Here is a 20,276-nt window from a genome sequence, read left to right as displayed (position 1 = left end):
ACTGGTTCCCGCCTCTCGATAAGTGACACAATTGTTTAGAACGTGTTCTAATATGACACCTGGCCAAGAGTCAAGGCGCGAAGGAATTTGTCGATGACCACAACATCCCGATCCCGCTCCAACGCGGTTGCTTCTGCAACGCTCGGGGACGACGATCTCAGCTCCAACGCGCAACGTGAACGCCGCAAGCGGATTCTCGACGCAACCCTCGCCCTGGCGTCCAAGGGTGGCTACGAGGCTGTTCAAATGCGCGCCGTGGCCGAGCGCGCCGATGTCGCAGTCGGAACGCTCTATCGCTACTTCCCCTCCAAGGTTCACCTGTTGGTGTCCGCTCTGGCACGCGAATTCGAGAAGATCGATTCCAAGGGCAAGATCCCACCTGGAACCAGCCCGCTCGAGCGGATGCAGCTGATCCTCAGCCTCATCACCCGAGCGATGCAGCGCGATCCGCTCCTCACCGAAGCCATGACTCGCGCGTTCATGTTCGCCGACGCCTCCGCAGCGGCAGAGGTCGATCAGGTGGGCCAGTTGATGGACCGCCTCTTCGCACGAGCGATGACCGAAGAGGAGCCGACCGAAGAGCAGTTGGCAATCGCGCGCGTGATCTCCGATGTGTGGCTGTCCAATTTGGTGGCCTGGCTCACGCGACGTTCTTCGGCTACCGATGTCGCCAATCGACTGGAATTGACGGTTGAACTGCTGCTCGGTGACGGAACTCGGAAACCCGAATAGACATCCTTTGTCGCATCTGTCATTTTTGCACTGATCTGGCAGAAACGTATCGAGCCAGGAGTCGCTGCATCACCTAGATTTGAAGAGGTGAGCGCACAAGATCTGTCCATCGAACTCCGCCGAGCGCTGTCGGGCGTGGCACGCACGCCGCGTCTGCTCGTAGCCTCCGACTACGACGGGACGATGGCACCCATAGTCGCCAACCCGGACAAGGCGTATCCCCGCGCGGAAACGGTGCGTGCGCTCCGCTCCCTCGCCAGCCTGGCGTCGACGACTGCTGCCGTGATCTCGGGCCGCGCCCTCAAGGATCTGGCGGCGCTGTCCCGGCTTCCCGCCGAAGTGCAATTGGTCGGCAGCCACGGCTCCGAGTTCGACATCGGATTCGTTCACGCGATCGACGCCGACGCCAGGAAACTGCTCGACGAGATCGTCACCGAGTTAGGCCGAATTGCCGCCGATACCCCCGGCGCAACTGTGGAGAAGAAGCCCGCCAGCGTCGCCTTGCACGTACGCAACACCAGCGCCGACGACGCCGAGAAGGCGCTCATCGCCGTTCGCACCGAATCGGCCCTCTGGCCGGGTGTTCAGGTCACCGAGGGTAAGTCGGTGGTCGAGTTGGCGGTCATCGCCACCGACAAGGGCCACGCACTCGACTTGATCCGCCATCAGGACGGCGCTACCGCTGCCGTCTTCATCGGGGACGACGTGACCGACGAAAAGGCGTTCAGCAGGCTGCAGGGGCCGGATATCGGAATCAAGGTCGGCAGCGGGGACACCGTCGCCGACTATCGCGTCGACAGCACCGAGGATGTCGCTGCTGCTCTGGCGTTCCTGCTCGACGAGCGTCGTACGTGGCTTTCCGGTGCCGACGCTCCGCCCATCGAGCGACTCTCGATGCTCGCCAGTCCGCGCACCGTCGCTTTGGTGACCCCGGATGCGACGCTGACCTGGTTGTGCCACCCGGAACCGGATTCCGCGGCGGTCTTCGCGCACCTTCTCGGCGGAACCGGGGCAGGGCACTTCTCGGTCGGGCCTCGCCGCACAGCCTTGCCACTGAGCCAGAAGTACATCGACAGCACGATGACCGTTCAGACCCGCTGGGCGAGCCTGTCCGTCACCGACTACCTCCCCCACGACGTCCCGCAGGGGCGAACCGACCTGACCCGCATCATTTCCGGTCAGGCAGACGCGATCGTCTCGTTTGCACCCCGCCCCGAGTTCGGCCAGGGACAGGTCACGCTCGAGGTCGTCGACGAGGGCATTCGGGTCCTCGGCACCAACGAGCCGTACGTGCTCCGCTCCCCCGGCGTTATGTGGAACATCGCCACCGACGGAAACCAGCAGACTGCCCACGCCATCGTCGAGCCGTCCAAGGGTGACGTCGTACTCGAATTGCGCTGCGGAACAGAAGAACTCGGCCCTTCCGAAGTTCCGGAACTCGAGCGTCGAGCGACTTCGGAGGCGTACTGGTCCGATTGGGCCAAGACGCTCGAACTGCCGAAGCTGAAGCCGGACTTGATGAAACGCTCTGCGTTGACCTTGCGCGGGCTGGTTCATGCCGATTCCGGTTCCATCATGGCCGCCGCCACAACATCCCTGCCGGAAGAGATCGGCGGAGTCCGCAACTGGGACTACCGCTACTGCTGGTTGCGCGACGCCGCCCTCACCGCAACAGCTCTCGTGAGCGTCGGATCCACCGACGAAGCCGAGAACTACCTCGACTGGGTCCACCGCGTGCTCGAAACGCTGCCGGGACCCGAGCGCCTGCACCCCCTCTACACGCTCTACGGGACCTCGCTACCGCCAGAGGCCGTCATCGATTCACTTCCCGGATACGCCGGCTCCAGGCCGGTCCGCGTCGGAAACGCCGCGAATCAGCAGGTTCAACTGGACGTGTTCGGCCCGATCGTCGAATTGATCGTCGAACTGGCGAATGCACGCGAAAAGGCCGGTGCCCCCGATCCTTTGAGTGACCGCAACTGGGAACTGGTGTGCGCCATGGTCGAAGCAGTGCAGCGGCGCTGGTTCGAACCGGACCACGGCATCTGGGAAATTCGCGACAACCCGCGCCACCACGTCTATTCCAAGGTGATGGGTTGGGTCACCGTCGACCGCGCCGTCGATCTTGCTACTCGCTTTTCTCGCGAGGCTCTGCCCGAGTGGGCGGAACTGCGTGACCAGATCGCCGACGAAGTACGACACAAAGGCTGGAAGGACGACGTCCAGTCGTACACCGCGGCCTACGACGGTACCGATCTCGACGCCGCTACTCTGCACATCGGACTGTCGGGACTGATCGATCCGACGGATCCGCGCTTTGCAGCGACCGTCGTAGCCACCGAGGCTGAACTACGCAGCGGCTCAACGGTATACCGATACCATCACGACGACGGTCTGCCCGGCATCGAAGGCGGGTTCCACCTCTGCGCCGCCTGGCTCGTCGAGGCCTACCTGCTGATCGGACAACGCCTGCAAGCAGAGGCACTGTTCGATCAGTTGGTCGCGGCAGCGGGTCCTACCGGACTACTCGCGGAGGAGTACGACCCCATCGCGGAACGCTCGCTGGGCAACCATCCCCAGGCGTACAGCCATCTGGGATTGTTGCGCTGCGCCCAACTCCTGGCGTGAGCGCTACCCCTTGATCCGACCTGATGTTCGCCCGGCCAGTAGTTCGGTGTCGAGCATCTCGACTATCGGAACGCCGGATCCAGACGGCGACATCAGGAGCGCACCGGCGCGCCGGCCCTTCTCTTCCTGGGGCTGGCGCACCGTTGTCAGTGATTCGCGCAGCGCCTCGTCGACGCCGTCGAATCCGGTGATCGACAGTTGGCCAGGTACATCGATGCCCTGCCAGCGCGCCCAGTCCAAGGCGCCGAGAGCCAGCACGTCGGTGGTGCAGACCAGTGCGGTGATCTCCGGGTTGGTCGCGAGAGCTTCCGCCGCCGCCGAGTGCCCGGACTGCGATGTGTGGACGTACCGCTCGATCACCGTGAGTGAGAGTGGGTCCATGTCGGACGCCACCATCGCGTCGCGCACTCCTTCGATGCGCTCACGCTGGACGTGGAAGTGCGGGGACTTGAGTCGTTCCTGGCTGACCACGCCGTCCATCCGGTCGCGCCCCAGCCTCATGCAGAGCACGCCGATGTCACGGTGGCCCAGCCCGATGAGGTAATCGGCGACCTTGCGCATGGCAGCGCGGTCGTCGATGCCCACGAGAGACGCACCGGGGATCTCGCGAGGCTGGTCGCACACGACGATCGGAATGTGACGCTCGAGCACGGCAGCGAGATACGGATCGTCGTCGGCCACCGAGTAGACGACAAAGCCGTCGACGCCCGCCTGCTGGACCACGGCCGCAGCATCCACCTCGTCGCGCCCGGGCCCGGCCGGGATGAGCAGCAAGCCCTGGCCGGCGTCCTCACACGATTCCGAGAGACCGGCGAGGAAGCTCATGGCGGCCGGGTCGCGGAACGAATAACTGAGTGCTTCGGTGAGCAGGAGACCGACGGCACCGGCTTTGCGAGTTCGCAAGGAGCGGGCGACCGGATCGGGTCCGGGATATCCACGTCGCTTGGCCGCTTGGAGCACTCGATCCCGCAGCTCGACGGAGAGCTGATCGGGTCGGTTGTACGCGTTCGAGACTGTAGTTCTCGACACATTGAGCTCGGCGGCAAGCGACGCCAAAGTGGCTTGACGGCGTGGCTGACGGGACCGGGGCATAAACGGACGTTAGCCGTAGTGCCCGCAGACGGCGCGTTGGGGCTGAACCGAAGGTGAACTACCAGCGACTATGCGCTAATGTGTAACGGTAACGGTTTCCAATAGCATTTAGCCCAGCCTTTGTTCAGGAGAAAAGCACGTGCGTTCGTCGTCGAAATTCCGCACCGCCACCGCCCTCGCGGCCGTCTCGGTCGCCGCAGCATTCGCGCTCACCGCGTGCAGCTCCAGCTCGTCGAAAGACGAAGGCATCACCGTCGTCGCATCGACGAACGTGTGGGGCGACGTCGCGCAGGCCGTCGCCGGCGACAAGCTGACCGTGACGTCGATCATCAACGAGCCGTCCGCGGACCCGCACTCGTTCGAGGCGACTCCAGCCGATGCCGCCAAGATCACCGACGCATCGCTTGTCGTCTACAACGGCGGCGGCTACGACCAGTTCATCACCGACGTCCTCGACGCGGGCAAGGGTGAGCAGAAGACGGTCAACGCCTACAACCTGCTCGACGGCGGCATCCACGCCGGCGAAACCGCGGGCGAATCGCATGACGGTCACACCCACGGCGCAGTCAACGAACACGTCTGGTTCGACATTCCGACCGTCGACGCCGTCGCACATTCGGTTGCCGATCAGCTGAGCGCTCTCGATCCGGACAACGCGGCGACCTACGAGGACAACGCGAAGGCATACAGCCAGAAGCTCGCCGGCGTCACAGCGATCACCGATTCCATCGCCGCTGCCCACGCGGGCGCACCGGTGGCGCAGACCGAGCCGATCGCGCACTACCTCCTGGTCGCAGCTGAACTGAAGGACGCAACTCCCGAAGAGTTCACCAGTGCCATCGAAGACGGCAACGATCCTTCACCGGCCGCAATCGCCGCAACGCGCCAGCTCCTCTCGGAGAAGCAGGCCCGCGCACTGGTCTACAACATCCAGACGCAGGACAAAGTGACCCAGGACATGCGCACCACAGCCGAAACCGCCGGAGTGCCCGTCGTCGAGGTTACGGAGACTCTCCCCGAGGGCCTGGACTACATTCAGTGGCAGACGCAGACCGCGGAGTCGCTCGCAAACGCCCTCTCTGCCCAGTAATTATTTGCCCCACGATTTCCGAGAAGAACCGATCGGCTTGTGACAGAAACTTCCGCGAATACTCCTGTGCCCCCTGGTAACACCGTGCCTCCTGGTAACACCGTGCCCGCTGTGACGCTGAAGGACGCTCGATTGTCCTTCGGTGCCCGCACCCTCTGGGACGGACTCGACCTCGAGGTACAGCCAGGTGAGTTCATCGCCGTACTCGGACCGAACGGGTCGGGCAAGACCTCGCTCCTGAAGATTCTGCTGGGCCAACTACAACTCAGCGGCGGTAGCGCACAGATCGTCGGCACGCCGGCACGGGCCGGGAACTCACACGTCGGGTACATCCCGCAGCAGAAATCCATCGACGACGGCCTCCCGCTCCGCGGCCGCGACCTGGTCGGCCTCGGCGTCGACGGTCACCAGTGGGGTACTGGCCTACTGCGTCGGGGTCGTCGCCGCAAGATCGTCGACGACGCCATCGCACAGGTCAGCGCCCAGTCGTTTGCCGACGCTCCCATCGGTTCCATGTCCGGCGGTGAGCAGCAGCGACTGCGGATCGCGCAGGCTTTGGTCGGCGACCCGCGGATCCTGCTGTGCGACGAGCCGCTGCTCAGCCTCGACCTCGCCAACCAGCACCTGGTCTCGACGCTGATCGACAAGCGTCGGCGCAGCCATGACACCGCAGTGCTGTTCGTGACGCACGAGATCAATCCGATCCTGCCGTTGGTCGATCGAGTGCTCTATCTGGTGGACGGCAAATTCCGGATCGGGACCCCGGCCGAAGTGATGACGTCCGAGGTTCTCTCGGATCTGTACAACACCGACGTCGAAGTGTTGCAGGTTCGTGGCCGCCTCGTCGTGATCGGCACCGGAGACGCCATCGACGCACTCGGCAGCGCAGGCGGACTACGCCCGGGAGAAGGCGTTCACCATTCTGATGAGGATCACCACCAGTGAGTAACAAGTTCACCGACGCGATGTCGCGGATGTTCGACGTGTCCGCCACCGTCGACCTGCTGCAGTACGACTTCGTCCAACAGGCGTTGATTGCCGGTGCCATCCTCGGATTATTGGCAGGCATCATCGGGCCGCTGATCGTGAGCCGTCAGATGTCGTTCTCGGTGCACGGAACGAGCGAGCTGTCACTGACGGGCGCATCCGCCGCACTTCTCGTCGGTGTGGGCGTCGGCTTCGGTGCCATCGTCGGATCCGTGGTCGCAGCAGTGCTGTTCGGGCTGCTCGGAGCCAAAGCGCGGGACCGAGATTCGGTGATCGGCGTGATCATGGCTTTCGGTCTCGGCCTGTCGGTGTTGTTCCTCTGGGCGTACGACGGTCGCACGGGAACCAGCTTCTCACTGTTGGTCGGACAGATCGTGGCGCCGGGAAACAGCGGTCTCGAACTTCTGCTGCTGTGCGCGGTCATCGTGATCGGCACACTCGGATTCATCTACCGCCCTTTGCTGTTCGCAAGCACCGACCCCGAAGTTGCTGCAGCTCGCGGTGTTCCGGTTCGGGCACTGTCGATCGTGTTCGCAGTGTTGGTCGGCATCACCGCAGCACTCGGCGTACAGATCGTCGGTGCGCTGCTGGTGATGTCGCTGCTGATCACCCCCGCAGCGGCCGCCGCGTACGTCACGGCAAGCCCACTCAAGGCGACAATTCTCTCCGTCGTGTTCGCCGAACTGGCAGCCGTCGGCGGCATCCTTCTCTCGCTGGCACCCGGCGTTCCCGTCTCGAGTTTCGTCACCTCGGTCTCGTTCGTGATCTACCTGATATGCCGACTCTTCGGATCCGCACGTCGCAAGAATGCGGGACGGATTCCGGCGCACGCCTGAACACCGAGAGCCCATACCTACCTAGAATCGAGGTATGGGCTACAGCGTTGATCTGAACAGCGACCTCGGCGAGGGCTTCGGAGCCTGGACCCTGGGCGACGACGACGCCATGCTCGAACTTGTCACCAGCGCGAACATCGCCTGCGGATTCCATGCCGGCGACCCGACGACGCTGTTGGCGACTTGCGAATCCGCAGCCACCCGCGGCGTGCGGATCGGCGCGCAGGTGGGTTACCGAGACCTCGCCGGTTTCGGCCGACGCTTCATCGACATGTCCCCGAAAGACCTCACCGCCGACGTCATTTATCAAATAGGGGCACTCGACGGTTTGGCTCGTGTCGCCGGATCGCGGGTCACGTACGTCAAACCCCACGGCGCGCTTTACAACGCAATAGTCCATCACCGACGGCAGGCGCGGGCTGTGGTCGCCGCCGTCGTTGCCTACGACAGTTCGCTACCTGTTCTCGGACTACCTGGTTCGGTGTTTCTGGAAGAGGCGCGCGAAGCCGGCCTCGACGTGGTCGCCGAGGCTTTTGCCGATCGCGCGTACACGGCAGAAGGCACCTTGGTCCCCCGCACCGAGTCGGGCGCCGTTCTGAACGACCCGGCGCTTGTTGCAGAACGGGTTCGGCGAATGGTCGTCGACGGCGAGTTGGATGCGGTCGACGGGAGCACCCTCAAAATCACCGCGGAGTCGGTGTGCGTACACGGTGACAGTCCGGCAGCCGTCGACATGGCCGCAGCGATCCGCGATCTCCTCGAATCCTCCGACGTCGAGATCACACCGTTCACATGATCACGATCCTGCCCGCCGGTGAATCCGCAGTCCTCGTCGAGTACGACGAACTGCCGAGCGTGCTGGGCAACTTCAGGGCTCTCGACGCCAGTCGGATCCCCGGAGTGATCGATCTGATTCCCGCGGCGCGAACCATCCTGATCGAGTACGACAACACGATTACCGGACGCAAACTCGTGGAGAAATGGGTACGTGGGGCCGTACCGATCGAACTCACAGCAGATGAGAGCTGGCCTGCTGTCGCGATTCCGGTCCGCTACGACGGCGACGATCTCGTCGAAGTGGGCAAGCTGACCGGACTCGGGGTCGACGGTGTCATCGAGGCTCACACGTCTGCGTCGTGGACCGTCGCGTTCATCGGTTTCGCCCCCGGCTTCGCGTATCTGACCAGCAACGAGAGAAAGCTCGAAGTTCCACGTCGATCGGACCCGCGCAGGCAGGTCCCTGCCGGTGCAGTCGGGTTGGCCGGACTGTTCTCGGGCGTCGACCCGCGTAGCTCCCCGGGCGGCTGGCAGTTGATCGGAACGACGGAACTGTCGGTGTGGGATGCCGAGCGCCGCCCGCCGGCGCTGCTTCTACCCGGCACCACAGTCACCTTTGTCCGTGCATGATTTAGGTGCAAGGATGATTTTGGTGTCTTCACCGCGTTGTTGCGGGACAATGGATTCATGGCCTGGCTCGAGGTAGTGCGTACCGGCCCGCTCGCCACAGTTCAGGACCGCGGGCGGAGAGGCTACGGCGCTCTCGGGGTCGGCAGATCCGGCGCCGTCGACATGATCTCGCACGACAGCGCGAACAGACTCGTAGGCAACACTTTTCGAGCAGCAACCATCGAAGTCACCACTGGGGGTTTTGCGATGCGGGCCGTCGGTTCGATGACGGTGACAGTGACAGGCGCGCGGGTGCCGCTGGTCGTCGACGGACGGCCGGCACCTGACTACGCGAGCATCCACCTGGGCGGTGGCAGCATTATCGAATTGGGTTACAGCACAACCGGGTTGAGAACGTATATCTCTGCACGCGGTGGCGTCGACGTCCCACAGGTACTCGGCAGCAGATCCACCGACACACTCTCCGGGCTCGGGCCGCCGCCGCTCGCCGCCGGCGATCTACTCCTCCTCGGGGCAGAGGAAGGGACGTGGCCCACCGAAGAGTTGATTCCACCGCCCGCACCTGCACTCGGCGCGGTTCCGATCGAGATCACGCTCGGCCCCCGAAATTCCTGGTTCACCGCCGCATCCGTTCACGCGCTCCTTCACACCACGTGGAAAGTCACCGAACACACCAACCGAGTCGGGGTCCGGTTACAGGGCCAAGGGCCTTTACATCGCTCACGCACCGAGGAATTGCCGAGCGAAGGCGTCGTGATGGGATCCATCCAAGTGCCGCCAGGCGGCCAGCCCGTCGTGTTTCTGGCAGACCATCCCGTGACCGGCGGATACCCGGTCATCGCCGTCGTTTCCGACGCAGGGATTGCATCGCTGGCACAGCTGCGGCCCGGCAGCACCATTACCTTGAAGGCCACTACCAGGCCGTCCTAGCGCTGATAGTCTCAGCCGCGCCAGCAATGCTGCCGGCGGCGCTCGGCCGTCGCCAGAACCTGAAGGACTTTCACACTATGAGCCCTAAGAGCAGCACACTTGCTCTCGGAATAGCGTCAATGATCACTGCTGCACTCGTCCTGTCCGGATGCAGCAGTTCGGAAAGCGGCGACGCTGTCTCCAGTGATACCAGCACCAGTGAGACCACTGCTTCCGAAAGTTCTGCATCCTCGTCGTCTGCCGCTGCCGCGACGCCGACCTTGAGGGACGGAACACCGTTCATCGGTGAGCGGACGACGATCGAAACCGGCGACGACCCCGAAGCGCCGAGCATCAGCGTCAGCCTCCCGCCGAGCTGGACTCACGGCGAGAACATCCCTGCCGGCGTTACGGATGCGTTGTCCAGCAACAGCCAGGAACCCAGCGGTTTCATGCCGAACACCACCGTGACGGTCGAAAACCAAGGCACCGCAACAAAAGACGAGGTTCTTGCCGCTGCGCGTGAAACGATCGCCACCCTCGACGGATGGACCGAGGTGAAGTACACCGAGATCGACGTCGACGGACAGCAGGGGTTCCGCCTCTCCGGAACCTGGACCGCCCCAAACCTGGACGTTCCGCTCTACGCCGTCATGACGGTCGTCGCTTACCAAGCCGACGACAACTCGCCGGTCTACCTGGTCAGCTTTGCGAATCAGTTCACCGACACGACGAACATGCAGACCTCCAACCAGGTGGAAGAAATCAACACCTCGATCGAATTCGGCTGAGCACCTGATGGTTTGAGCACGTGATCACCGAACAACCGCGGCGGGCCGAGACTTCGACAGTCTCGGCCCGCCGTTTCACAACTCTCGCCTAGCTGGAGCCGAACAGGCCGCTGAGGGAACCGAGGCCACCACTCAACGAGCCGAGCGATCCGGTTCCGCCACCGGTTCCGGGGCCAGTGGGATCAACCGGATCAACGGGATCAACCGGGTCAACGGGATCGACCACATCCGCGGCGCGGACAGTGATGGACGGGCCCAAGTTGGCGAAATTCGCACTCGACTGGAATCCGTTGCCCATCACCGTGGCACCTACCGCCAATCCACTTCCGTACACGGTTCCCGGCGCACACGAAGCAGTGACCGTGTAGCTGGTCTTCATGGTCACCGGTTTGCTGCCGTTGTTGATCCAGCCGGCACTGGTCACCTCGAGCGTCGTGGCTGTCAGTTCCGGCGTTTCAGTGGTTTCGGTCATCGTCCCGCCAACGTGAAACTTCGTGACCTTCGCCGAGCCCGGGACAAAGGTCAAGCATGCGGCATGCGTCTCGGTGAACCTGCTGATATATCCGTCGATTCCGCTCTTCTTCGACACTGTCGTGTAGGTGATCGTGTCACCGATCTTCGGGGACGCATTGTCCACGGTGCGAGTAAATGTGTAGGCACCAGAAGTTGCCGTCTCGGCAGTCGCGACTCCCGCACCCAGCGCGCTTGCACCCACAGCGAGAGCGACCGCCCCCAAACCAGCTCCAACGGTGGACAGTCTTCGATTCCTGGATTCAAACTTTGCCATGAACAATCTCCACTCTGTGAGGTTCCAGGACAACCGAATTCGTTGATTACTGAAACTTGTTGCAACCCGACTCTCGAAGTACGATACAGTCAACCTGGACATTCGCCCAGCTTTTCGCCGACTTGGTCGCCAATCAGTTAACAACAGGCAATCGAGGTCGAAAAAGTCCTCTCAATTCGGACTTTTCCGTAAATTCTGCCGAACTGACACATAGGCAAGCGTCCGATAGGTTTCAATGGTTACCACGGCGCAACCTTTGAAGAGTCATCCCCATCGCCGTCAGCGTGAACCCCTCGAACGGAGAATTTCATGTCACGTTTCTCAATGCGCAAAACACTCACCGGAGTAGCAATCGCTGCGCTTGCAACCAGCGGACTTCTCATCGGCACCGGAGCTGCGCACGCAGATGCCGCGCACCCGAAGACCAACACCGTGACTTCGAACCAAGTCACGATCACCAAGAGCGTCGTAGGCGACGGAGAAGTGGCGCCCGGCGGAAAACTGACCGTCCGCACCACGGTTTCGGCCAACGGCCATCCGGACTTCTTCGTCAACAAGTTCGTCGACCGTTTCCCGGCCGGATACACCTATATCAAGGACAGCGCCTCGATCGATTCATGGCACTTTCTCGGACTGACTCAGAAAACCGAGAAGGTCTCCCCCACCGTCGACAATGCGGCGCGCACCGTCACAATTCCCGATGCGGGTTGGAATGTCTCGATCACCGGCAGCAAGACAGTCACTTTCGAAGTGAGCTACTTGGTTCCGGACAACGCACAGCCGGGAACTTACGTCGAGCTCCCCAGTTCCATCGGCATCTCGCTGTGGGGCAGTGATCAGAACATCGGCGATGTCTACGCCAAGATCCGCGCCAAGAACCCCGGTGAGGCTGCCGCATCGGGCTCGGCAGATCTGGGCTTCGGCTCTTCTGACGGCGAGGGCGGAACCGGTTCGGCCGGCTCGTCCATCCTCGACAACCCGGCCGGCTTCATCTCCGACATCATCAGCGGTGTCCTGGCCAACGGCAGCTGATTCACCTGCTCCACCTGTAAACACTCCGTCGGGGAATGTGATCGAGGGTGGCATCGAGTCTTCGGACTCGGTGCCACCCTCGGTCTTTTGTCGCGACCGCACTCCCTCGTGCCCTGCGTCAAAGAACCAAATAGGAAAGCATTACCTAAGTCATTCGCGGTATGATCCACCGATGAGTTCCACAGGATTTCCGTACTGGGCTGTGCCGGCAGGCCGGTACGTTCCGCTCCCCTTCGCCATGACGACGTCCACCATCGGGCGCGATCAGAAGCGCGTGTGGCGTGAGATCCGCCATCCCGAGCACGAACTCCTGTGGGGCGCTTCCGGCGAGATGAGCGCGTACATCGACGACGTTCGTTGGCAGATCCCACCGACGGTCGGCATGTGGATTCCGGCTGGAACTCCACGGCGCATCACGCTCGGCGCATCCACCGAGGCTCGCTTCACCTATTTCCGGCCCGAGTCGTTCCCCCACCCGTGGACAAAACCCGCGATCATCGGTATCGACGACGTGGTCAAGACGATGCTCATCCATCTGCACCAGCGAAACATGCCTACCGAGGCTCGCTTGCGGGCGGAATCCGTAGTCTTCGACACGCTCGCGCCCATCGAGGCGGCTGATGTCGCAGTGCCGATGCCCGCCGATCCCCGGGCCCTCGCCGTTGCACGCCGCTTGATCGCCGACCCCGCCGATCAACGCGGGCTTGCCGATTGGGCCTATGTGGTCGGTGGAAGCCCCCGTACCCTGAGCCGCGTGTTCTCTCAGGGAACGGGGATGTCCTTCACCGAGTGGAGGATTCAAGTCCGCGTCCGCGCCGCGATGTCCTATCTCGCTGCGGGCGTTCCTGTTTCGACGGTTAGCCGTCGCGTCGGATACGAAACCCCCAGCGCCTTCACCAGCGTGTTCCGCAAGGTCACCGGACGAACACCGAAGAACTATTACTCGGACGCGTGCGAATTGTCAGCCTAGCTGGTCAGAAGCCGTTCATCTTCGAGACCAGTTCGGCGAAGGCATATTTGACGCTCAGCGACGTGGGCGAAGCCAGTGCCATGACTCGGGCCAGACCGAGCTGCTGAATCAGCCTGCGGTCCTTGACCGCCGGCAGGTCGGCAAACAACTTGTCCCCCATCAATCCGGGGAGCCCCTGACCACTCGCGTCGTTGAGCACGATGACGTCCGCGTCCAGTTCGTTGTACTGTTCGCGCGATGCAGTCACCGACCCCTGGGTGTCCCCGCACAGCTCTGCGCTTCCGGCCGACTGCTTCAGTCCGAGCTGGGACATCAGGATGACTCTGCCGTCGTCGGCGCAGTAATTGGTGAGGCCGTCGATGTTTCCCGACAGGAAGGTCAAGGTTTTCCCGTTCAGATTCGGGGACCCAGCAGCCAGGTCGGCTATGGAATCGTCAGTTTCCTCGATCAGCTCAGCCGCCCGCTTCGGTTGTCCGAGTACTGAACCGATGGTCGACATCTGCTCTTGCCACGTAGTCGCCCATGCGGTCTCCTTGAACGGAATCGTGGGTGCGATCTGAGAAAGACGTGCATAGTCGTCTTCGGTGATTCCCGAGACCACCGCGATGATCACGTCCGGCTCCAACGCCAGGATCTGCTCGAACGGCACACCGGAAGTGCTGTCGAGCAACGTGGGTTCGACGTCGCCCAACAATTCTTCGTCCCACGGCAGGATTCCGTTTTCCAAGCCTGCCCCACTGAACGACTCCATGGCGACAGGCGTCTTGCCCAGTGCGAGAACCGAATCCTGGCTGTTCCAGCCGATGGTCACGATCCGCTGAGGTTCGGTCTCGATGGTGGTCGAGCCGTACGCATGGTCGATGGTCGCCGGCAGAGCGCCGGCCTCGGCCAACTGCGTCGTGTCCTCCGACGCTGTTGACTCGGTGCTGCTCTGGCAGCCTGCGAGCAGGGCAATCGCGGCCAACGCAGCCACTATTCGGGTAGTGCTTTTCATCTTCTGTCAGCTCTCTTCGCAAACGTACTTGTTTCGACCAGGCAGGTATATCGAGACCTGATCCCGGTAATGGGGTGTCGATACTCCATCTGTCCGCTGCCGCGTAGCCCTTGGCATCTGCGAGCACTTTCTGCACTCGCTCCGGCTCTACCGTAGAACTGCACAACGAGTGTTCAGATCTGGGCGAGGAGTTTCACGAGTGTCAGCGCTGCCCGAAACTCGTTCCGGTCCGATGGAGATGATCAGAGTCGGATCGTTCTCCTCCGGACGCGGCCCGCGACTGGTTGCAGCCGTCAGCGGCCAGGCGTCGTATCAGGTAGCTCAAGCCCTCATTCCGGTGCTGATCGGTACCGTCGTCGACCGTGCAATCGGAAAGTCCGACAGCACAGCACTTCTCATCTGGCTTGCTGTGTTGTGTGCTCTGTTCGTGGGACTTGCTCTGTCGTGGCGCATCGCGGTTCGCCTGAACACGCAGGTCTTCGTCTACGGCGAACACGACCTACGATTGAACGCTGCCAGACGGGTACTCGATGCCAGAGGCATGCAAGCTCAGCGCTCGACGGGTGAAGTTCTCACCATCTCCACCTCGGACGCCTCACACGTCTCGGGCTTCTCCTGGGTTGTCGCCGAACAGGGTTCAGCTTTTGCGGGGCTCGCCGCGGCAGTGATTTCGCTTGCCTTCGTCTCGTGGCCGCTCGCACTGATCGTCGTACTCATCACTGCTGCGCAGCTCGTATTCATTCACAAGATCAGCGGTCCACTGGACGAGCGTGTGTATGCAGAGCAGAAGAAGGCAGCCGAGGCAGGCATGCTTGCAACTGATTTCACGCTGGGCCTGCGAGTACTGAAGGGTTTCGGGGCTGAGCCCACTGCCCTGTCGCGATACGTCAAGGCGAGCCGGGCGTCGATGAAAGCAGCGATCCGGACGGTCAGAGCAATGTCCAGTCTGACCGCGCTCAATTCCGGGGTCTCCGCGTTGGTGCTGGCGTCGGTCGCACTTGGAGCCGCGTGGATGGCGCATCAAGGCACGATCACCGTGGGCAACTTCGTCACCGTTGTCGGCTTGAGCAGGGTCATTGCCGGTCCGATGGAAACTCTGGGGTTCTTCGGTGCAGAACTCGCTGCCAAGCGAGGCTCCGCACGCAGGCTGTCCGAACTCCTGGCCGAGCCGCACCTGATCGAATCGCCGCCCTCCACCGCCCCGATCAGCGCTGTCAGAAGTGAAGACGCCCTGCTGATTTCGACGGACAACGGAACCGTCGTCTCAGCTCGCCGCGGCGAGGTGGTGGGCGTGCGCGCGGACGATTCCGCTCACCGACTGGCACGCCAACTCGCCTTTCAGACTCCGCTGGACCCCGACTGCTACTTCGTATTCGGCACCGATGCAACCGAACTCGGTCCGGACGGAGTTCGCGATCAGGTGTTCGTGTCCGCTCATGAAGGAACCGTGTTCACCGGCACCGTCTTCGACAATCTGGCTGCACCGAACGTCGACTCGTCGGCAATGACGTCATCTGCGCTCGACGACGTGTTGACGCATCTGCCCGACGGCCACCTCTCCGAGGTAGGTGAGCAAGGAAAGAAACTCTCCGGAGGTCAGCGCCAACGCCTTCTCCTCGCCCGCGCTTTGCATCAACCCCAGCCGATCCTGGTCCTCCACGAACCCACCACTTCCGTGGACTCTGTCACCGAACATCGAATTGCACACTCACTGAGAAACTTTCCCGACAAGGCCATTGTGGTGATCACCTCGAGTCCGACCTTGCTCCATTCGTGTGACCGTGTCGTCACGATCGACCACGCCGCTCGGGACGGAGACTCACTGTGACCGACACCCTTCCGGATGCATCTGCTGTTCCGGCTACATCTGCCTTGCCGATCGCGTCGACCACACAGACGGTCCGCGCATTGATCGCACTGCTTCGGCCACGGGGGCGAGCGCTCGCACTCACGACCGTCGTACTTCTCTCCGCTACGGCCTGCGGCCTGTCCACCCCGGCGCTGCTCGGGCTCATGGTCGATGCGGTCACGGAGGGCAAACCGTTTGTCTCACTTCTGCGTATCACCGCATTCATGCTCGGTGCAGCGGCAGCAGGAGTTGCGCTGACTTGGTGGAGCACACAGCTTCTCGCGAATGTCGCGCAGAACGTGCTGGCCGATCTTCGTGAGGACGTGTTCGCCGCCACGCTCGCGCAGCCGTCGTCACTGGTCGAGGATGCCGGAACCGGTGATCTGATTTCCCGGGTCTCGGGTGACGTCGAAGCGGTCAACACCGTTATCGCACGGGTGCTGCCCGCAACGGTGTCCGCCCTGTTCATGATTTCACTGACGCTTGTCGGTGTGGGAGTGATCGATTGGCGATTCACCGTGGCGATCGTTGCCGTTGCACCAATTCACTATTTCGCTCTTCGCCATTTCCTCCGAAGCTCCGGACCCGTCTACCGACGCTCTCGCGCTGCGCAGGCCAGGCGGGGACAGCAGCTCATCGAAACCCTGGGTGGTGCAGGTACTGTCACTGCCCTACGTCGAACCGACGAGCACATCGGCCGAATCGCCGAGACCTCCGAGCATGCCATCAGCTTCGACATGCAGGCAGTTCGACTGCGCACCAACTTCTTCGCTCAACTCAACGGCGCCGAACTGCTCGGACTGGCCGCGGTCCTGAGCGTCGGCTACTGGCTCGTGGCCACGGGATCGGTGTCCATCGGGGCCGCTACCGCCGCTGCGCTCTACTTCCACAGTCTGTTCAGCCCCATCGCGGTATTTCTCTCGAACATCGACGAATTGCAGGATGCGGGTGCCAGCCTGGCTCGCCTGATCGGTGTCACCGCGATGCCCGGGCGTCCCGCGAGCATTCCTGCCTCGGCTCGGTCCGCACCCATCGGAGTCGACGTGGAGCGGGTTTCTTACTCGTACGACAACTCCACCCCGGTGATCGATTCGATCTCGATCTCGATCGCACCGGGGGAACGAATCGCCGTCGTCGGCAGCAGTGGTGCAGGAAAGACCACACTCGCCAAACTGATTGCCGGCATCATTCCCGTCGGGGACGGGCGAATCACCGTCGACGGCACACCGATTGACGACCTGAGTGATGCCGAACTTCGGCACAAAGTCGTCCTGGTCAGCCAGGAAGTTCACGTGTTCGTCGGGACGATCGCCGACGATCTCCGGTTGTGCGCACCAGATTCGGACGATGCGAAGATCACCGAAGCCGTCGAAACGATGAAAGCTCAATGGATCCATGAGCTTCCGGACGGGCTCGAGACCAGGGTCGGGGCGGGCGGGTACCAGTTGACGGCGGCACAGGCACAGCACATAGCCCTCGTCCGGCTGGCTCTGCTCGACCCGCCCGTCGTCATCCTCGACGAGGCGACTGCCGAAGCCGGAACCACTGCAGCCGGTCTACTCGATCAGGCAGCCGAGCTCGCAGTCACCGGCAGGACTGCCGTGGTGATCGCACACCGCCTGAGCCAAGCAGTCCGCGCCGATCGCATACTCGTCATGAGCGGTGGCCGCGTGGTCGAGAGCGGGACACATGACGAACTGATCGGCGCGGACGGTTCCTACGCTGCACTGTGGGAAGCCTGGTCGGTGTACGGAGCTAGAACCCCGCCAGGCTCACCTGAAAGCCGTTACAACTCAGCTGCTACGACGCCTGCGGGCGATGTCCGCCAGGACGACTCCGGCGGCAACCGAGGCGTTGAGCGACTCGACCGGACCGGCCATCGGAATCGACAGGATCGCGTCGCAGTTCTCGCGGACGAGGCGCGAAAGGCCCTTGCCCTCGGAACCGACCACGATCACCACGGGACCGCTGCCGTCGAAATCGTCGAGAGTGGTGTCACCTTCGGCGTCGAGACCGACGACCTGAACACCCTTCGACGCCCAGTCCTTGAGCGTGCGAGTGAGGTTGGTTGCCCGAGCAATCGGCAGACGAGCGGCAGCACCGGCGCTGGTACGCCAAGCGACAGCACTCACGCTCGCGCTACGACGCTCCGGAATCACGACGCCGTGTCCACCGAAAGCTGCGACCGAGCGCACAACGGCACCCAGGTTGCGGGGATCGGTGATGTTGTCCAGCGCGACGAGCAGAGGGGGCTCGGCGTGCTTACGTGCCTCGGACAGAAGATCGTCCGGGTGCGCGTAGCGGTACGGCGGAACCTGCAGGGCGATGCCCTGGTGAAGGCCGTTGGCGCTGAGGCGATCCAGATCCGAGCGCGGCACCTCGAGAATGGAGATACCGGCGTCGGCAGCCCGCTGAACGGATTCCTTCAACCGGTCGTCGCTCTCGGTACCGACAGCCACCCACAGCGCCGTCGCCGGAACACCCGCGCGCAGACACTCCACTACCGGGTTGCGACCGAGCACGGTCTCGGGACCGTCGAGAACCTTGCGGCCCGGCCCCGGACGGCCACCGCGGCCCTGGTTCTGCTTCTCGTCGGCCCGGGCGGCGCGCGCTGCACGCTTTGCCGCTGGGTGCTTGGTGCGTGCCTCGGCGGGAGGCGTAGCACCGCGGCCGGCGAGACCACGCTTGTGCTGGCCACCGGAACCGGCAACCTGGCCCTTCTTGGTGCCGCCCTTACGGACTGCGCCGCGCCTGCTCGAGTTTCCAGCCATTGTTACTGCCCTGCCTTAAGGGACCATTCGGGTCCGTCGGGAGTATCGGTTACTTCGATACCCGCCTTGATGAGGCGATCGCGGACCTCGTCCGCCACCGCCCAGTTCTTTTCCGTACGTGCCTGCTGCCGACGATCGAGATCGGCCCGCACCAACACGTCCAAAGCTTCCATTGCCGTCTCGGTGTCGCCACCGGACTGCGTCCAATGCTCGTCGAGTGGGTCGACGCCCAGGATCGCGAGCATGGCCCGCACCTGACCGGCAGCCACCCGAGCCGCGTCGAGATCACCGGCAGCGAGCGCGGAATTACCCTCGCTCGCCTTGCCGTGAATCTCGGCCAACGCGATCGGCACCGACAAGTCGTTGTCGAGAGCCGCCGCGAAACCTTCGGTCCACGTACCGAGTTCGACGCCGCCCGCACGCTTGTGTGTGCGCAGGACGAACGACTCGAGCCCCTGGTAGGACTTCGCGCTTTCGTCCAACGCCTCGTCCGAGTACTCGAGATTGGAACGGTAGTGCGCACTACCGAGGTAGTACCGAAGTTCTTGCGGACGAACCTTCTTGAGCACGTTCGGCACCGAGAGAACGTTGCCCAACGACTTGGACATCTTCTCGCCACTCATCGTGACCCAGCCGTTGTGCAACCAGTACTGAGCGAAATCGTCGCCGGCGCACTTGGCCTGCGCAATTTCGTTCTCGTGGTGTGGGAAGACGAGATCGCGTCCACCACAATGGATGTCGAATGCGGCCCCGAGGTAGAACTCCGCCATAGCCGAGCACTCGAGGTGCCAGCCCGGACGGCCAGGTCCCCACGGCGTCGGCCACGAGGGCTCACCGGGCTTGACGGCCTTCCAGAGGGTGAAGTCGCGAGGATCGCGCTTGCCCTCGGCCGCACTCTCGCCCTGATGAACGTCGTCGAGTTTGTGGCCGGACAGTGCGCCGTACTCGGGGTAGCTCTGCACGTCGAAGTAGACGTCGCCGCCCGCCGCGTACGCGTGGCCGTTCTCGATCAGGCGTTCCATCATCTCGACCATCTGCGTCACGTGACCGGTGGCCCGCGGCTCGATGGACGGCGGCAGCACACCCAGTTGGTCGTAGGCCCACGTGAACGACCGCTCGAACGTCGCCGCCCACTCCCACCAAGGTCGACCGGCGCCGGCGGCCTTGTTGAGAATCTTGTCGTCGATGTCCGTCACGTTTCGCACGAAGGCAACGTCGTTGCCGTGCGCCAACAGCCAGCGTCGCAGCACGTCGAAAGCGACGCCGCTACGAACGTGTCCGATGTGAGGATCGCCCTGAACTGTCGCCCCACACAGGTACACCGATGCATGTCCGGGGGCCAACGGAACAAAATCCCGAAGGGCCCGCGTACCGGTGTCGTATAGGCGCAGGGTCACGACC

17 protein-coding genes and 1 pseudogene are annotated in these 20,276 nt (G+C 63.0%); 13 read left to right on the top strand and 5 right to left on the bottom strand.

Translation table 11 applies throughout. The annotated features are described in order from the left end of the window. Positions 1 to 93: 93 nt before the first annotated feature. On the top strand, positions 94 to 732 hold the full coding sequence (gene kstR, locus GJB56_RS26085) for a cholesterol catabolism transcriptional regulator KstR (protein ID WP_003945752.1): 639 nt from the start codon (positions 94 to 96) through the stop codon (positions 730 to 732). A gap of 87 nt (positions 733 to 819) precedes the next feature. Then, entirely contained in the window at positions 820 to 3,360 is a 2,541-nt protein-coding gene (gene otsB, locus GJB56_RS26080; RefSeq protein WP_113682100.1) for a trehalose-phosphatase, read from the top strand. Between the two features lie 3 nt (positions 3,361 to 3,363). Here the strand turns inward: otsB and GJB56_RS26075 are convergent, their stop codons facing one another. After that, positions 3,364 to 4,452: a LacI family DNA-binding transcriptional regulator gene (locus GJB56_RS26075; RefSeq protein ID WP_007733995.1), complete on the bottom strand. Its 1,089-nt coding sequence runs from the start codon at positions 4,450 to 4,452 to the stop codon at positions 3,364 to 3,366. A gap of 139 nt (positions 4,453 to 4,591) precedes the next feature. Here GJB56_RS26075 and GJB56_RS26070 point away from each other — a divergent pair, with 139 nt between their 5' ends. The 7 genes from GJB56_RS26070 to GJB56_RS26040 all read left to right on the top strand — a co-directional run bounded on the left by GJB56_RS26070 (position 4,592) and on the right by GJB56_RS26040 (position 10,472). Next, positions 4,592 to 5,542: a metal ABC transporter solute-binding protein, Zn/Mn family gene (locus tag GJB56_RS26070; protein ID WP_019746850.1), complete on the top strand. Its 951-nt coding sequence runs from the start codon at positions 4,592 to 4,594 to the stop codon at positions 5,540 to 5,542. A gap of 102 nt (positions 5,543 to 5,644) precedes the next feature. Beyond that, a complete protein-coding gene (locus GJB56_RS26065) occupies positions 5,645 to 6,487 on the top strand; it encodes a metal ABC transporter ATP-binding protein (protein WP_020723636.1) in 843 nt (280 codons plus the stop codon). After that, positions 6,484 to 7,365: a metal ABC transporter permease gene (locus GJB56_RS26060; RefSeq protein ID WP_003945811.1), complete on the top strand. Its 882-nt coding sequence runs from the start codon at positions 6,484 to 6,486 to the stop codon at positions 7,363 to 7,365. The genes GJB56_RS26065 and GJB56_RS26060 overlap by 4 nt, the downstream gene beginning before the upstream one ends. 34 nt (positions 7,366 to 7,399) lie before the next feature. Beyond that, the gene (locus tag GJB56_RS26055) at positions 7,400 to 8,161 is read left to right on the top strand and encodes a LamB/YcsF family protein (protein ID WP_020906114.1); all 762 of its coding nucleotides are present in this window, start codon (positions 7,400 to 7,402) and stop codon (positions 8,159 to 8,161) included. Then, complete coding sequence (locus GJB56_RS26050) at positions 8,158 to 8,772, top strand: 5-oxoprolinase subunit B family protein (RefSeq protein ID WP_113682099.1); 615 nt, start codon at positions 8,158 to 8,160, stop codon at positions 8,770 to 8,772. The genes GJB56_RS26055 and GJB56_RS26050 overlap by 4 nt, the downstream gene beginning before the upstream one ends. 57 nt (positions 8,773 to 8,829) lie before the next feature. Continuing rightward, a complete protein-coding gene (locus GJB56_RS26045) occupies positions 8,830 to 9,702 on the top strand; it encodes a biotin-dependent carboxyltransferase family protein (protein ID WP_113682098.1) in 873 nt (290 codons plus the stop codon). Positions 9,703 to 9,779: 77 nt separating this feature from the next. Continuing rightward, positions 9,780 to 10,472, top strand: a complete 693-nt coding sequence (locus GJB56_RS26040; RefSeq protein ID WP_020968394.1) for an LpqN/LpqT family lipoprotein — start codon at positions 9,780 to 9,782, stop codon at positions 10,470 to 10,472. Between the two features lie 88 nt (positions 10,473 to 10,560). On the opposite strand, the gene GJB56_RS26035 is transcribed toward GJB56_RS26040, so the two are convergent. Continuing rightward, on the bottom strand, positions 10,561 to 11,259 hold the full coding sequence (locus GJB56_RS26035; protein WP_113682097.1) for a hypothetical protein: 699 nt from the start codon (positions 11,257 to 11,259) through the stop codon (positions 10,561 to 10,563). Positions 11,260 to 11,568: 309 nt separating this feature from the next. Here GJB56_RS26035 and GJB56_RS26030 point away from each other — a divergent pair, with 309 nt between their 5' ends. Together GJB56_RS26030 and GJB56_RS26025 are read left to right on the top strand one after the other, a co-directional pair. Beyond that, the gene (locus GJB56_RS26030; protein ID WP_225989632.1) at positions 11,569 to 12,291 is read left to right on the top strand and encodes a hypothetical protein; all 723 of its coding nucleotides are present in this window, start codon (positions 11,569 to 11,571) and stop codon (positions 12,289 to 12,291) included. A 172-nt stretch (positions 12,292 to 12,463) separates the two neighbouring features. Then, positions 12,464 to 13,261, top strand: coding sequence for a helix-turn-helix domain-containing protein (locus GJB56_RS26025; protein WP_020968391.1), 798 nt, complete (start codon positions 12,464 to 12,466; stop codon positions 13,259 to 13,261). A gap of 4 nt (positions 13,262 to 13,265) precedes the next feature. On the opposite strand, the gene GJB56_RS26020 is transcribed toward GJB56_RS26025, so the two are convergent. After that, positions 13,266 to 14,255, bottom strand: a complete 990-nt coding sequence (locus GJB56_RS26020; RefSeq protein WP_230091079.1) for an iron-siderophore ABC transporter substrate-binding protein — start codon at positions 14,253 to 14,255, stop codon at positions 13,266 to 13,268. Positions 14,256 to 14,454: 199 nt separating this feature from the next. Here GJB56_RS26020 and GJB56_RS26015 point away from each other — a divergent pair, with 199 nt between their 5' ends. Both GJB56_RS26015 and GJB56_RS26010 read left to right on the top strand, forming a co-directional pair. Next, entirely contained in the window at positions 14,455 to 16,083 is a 1,629-nt protein-coding gene (locus GJB56_RS26015) for an ABC transporter transmembrane domain-containing protein (protein WP_113682095.1), read from the top strand. Further along, a pseudogene (locus GJB56_RS26010) lies at positions 16,080 to 17,576 on the top strand (ABC transporter ATP-binding protein); the annotation flags it as partial. The gene GJB56_RS26015 and the pseudogene GJB56_RS26010, both read left to right, overlap by 4 nt. A gap of 321 nt (positions 17,577 to 17,897) precedes the next feature. On the opposite strand, the gene rlmB reads toward GJB56_RS26010, so the two are convergent. Both rlmB and cysS read right to left on the bottom strand, forming a co-directional pair. Beyond that, positions 17,898 to 18,875 (bottom strand): 23S rRNA (guanosine(2251)-2'-O)-methyltransferase RlmB, encoded by a 978-nt coding sequence (gene rlmB, locus GJB56_RS26005; protein ID WP_020906105.1) that lies wholly within the window; start codon positions 18,873 to 18,875, stop codon positions 17,898 to 17,900. A 2-nt stretch (positions 18,876 to 18,877) separates the two neighbouring features. Continuing rightward, positions 18,878 to 20,272 (bottom strand): cysteine--tRNA ligase, encoded by a 1,395-nt coding sequence (gene cysS, locus GJB56_RS26000; RefSeq protein WP_003945830.1) that lies wholly within the window; start codon positions 20,270 to 20,272, stop codon positions 18,878 to 18,880. Positions 20,273 to 20,276 lie beyond the last annotated feature (4 nt).

It is taken from the genome of Rhodococcus sp. AQ5-07 (genome assembly GCF_009707305.1).
Classification (GTDB): Bacteria; Actinomycetota; Actinomycetes; order Mycobacteriales; family Mycobacteriaceae; genus Rhodococcus_F; species Rhodococcus_F erythropolis.
The sequence above is the reverse complement of the archived record's forward strand: the minus strand, read 5'-3'. Positions and strand labels throughout refer to the sequence as shown.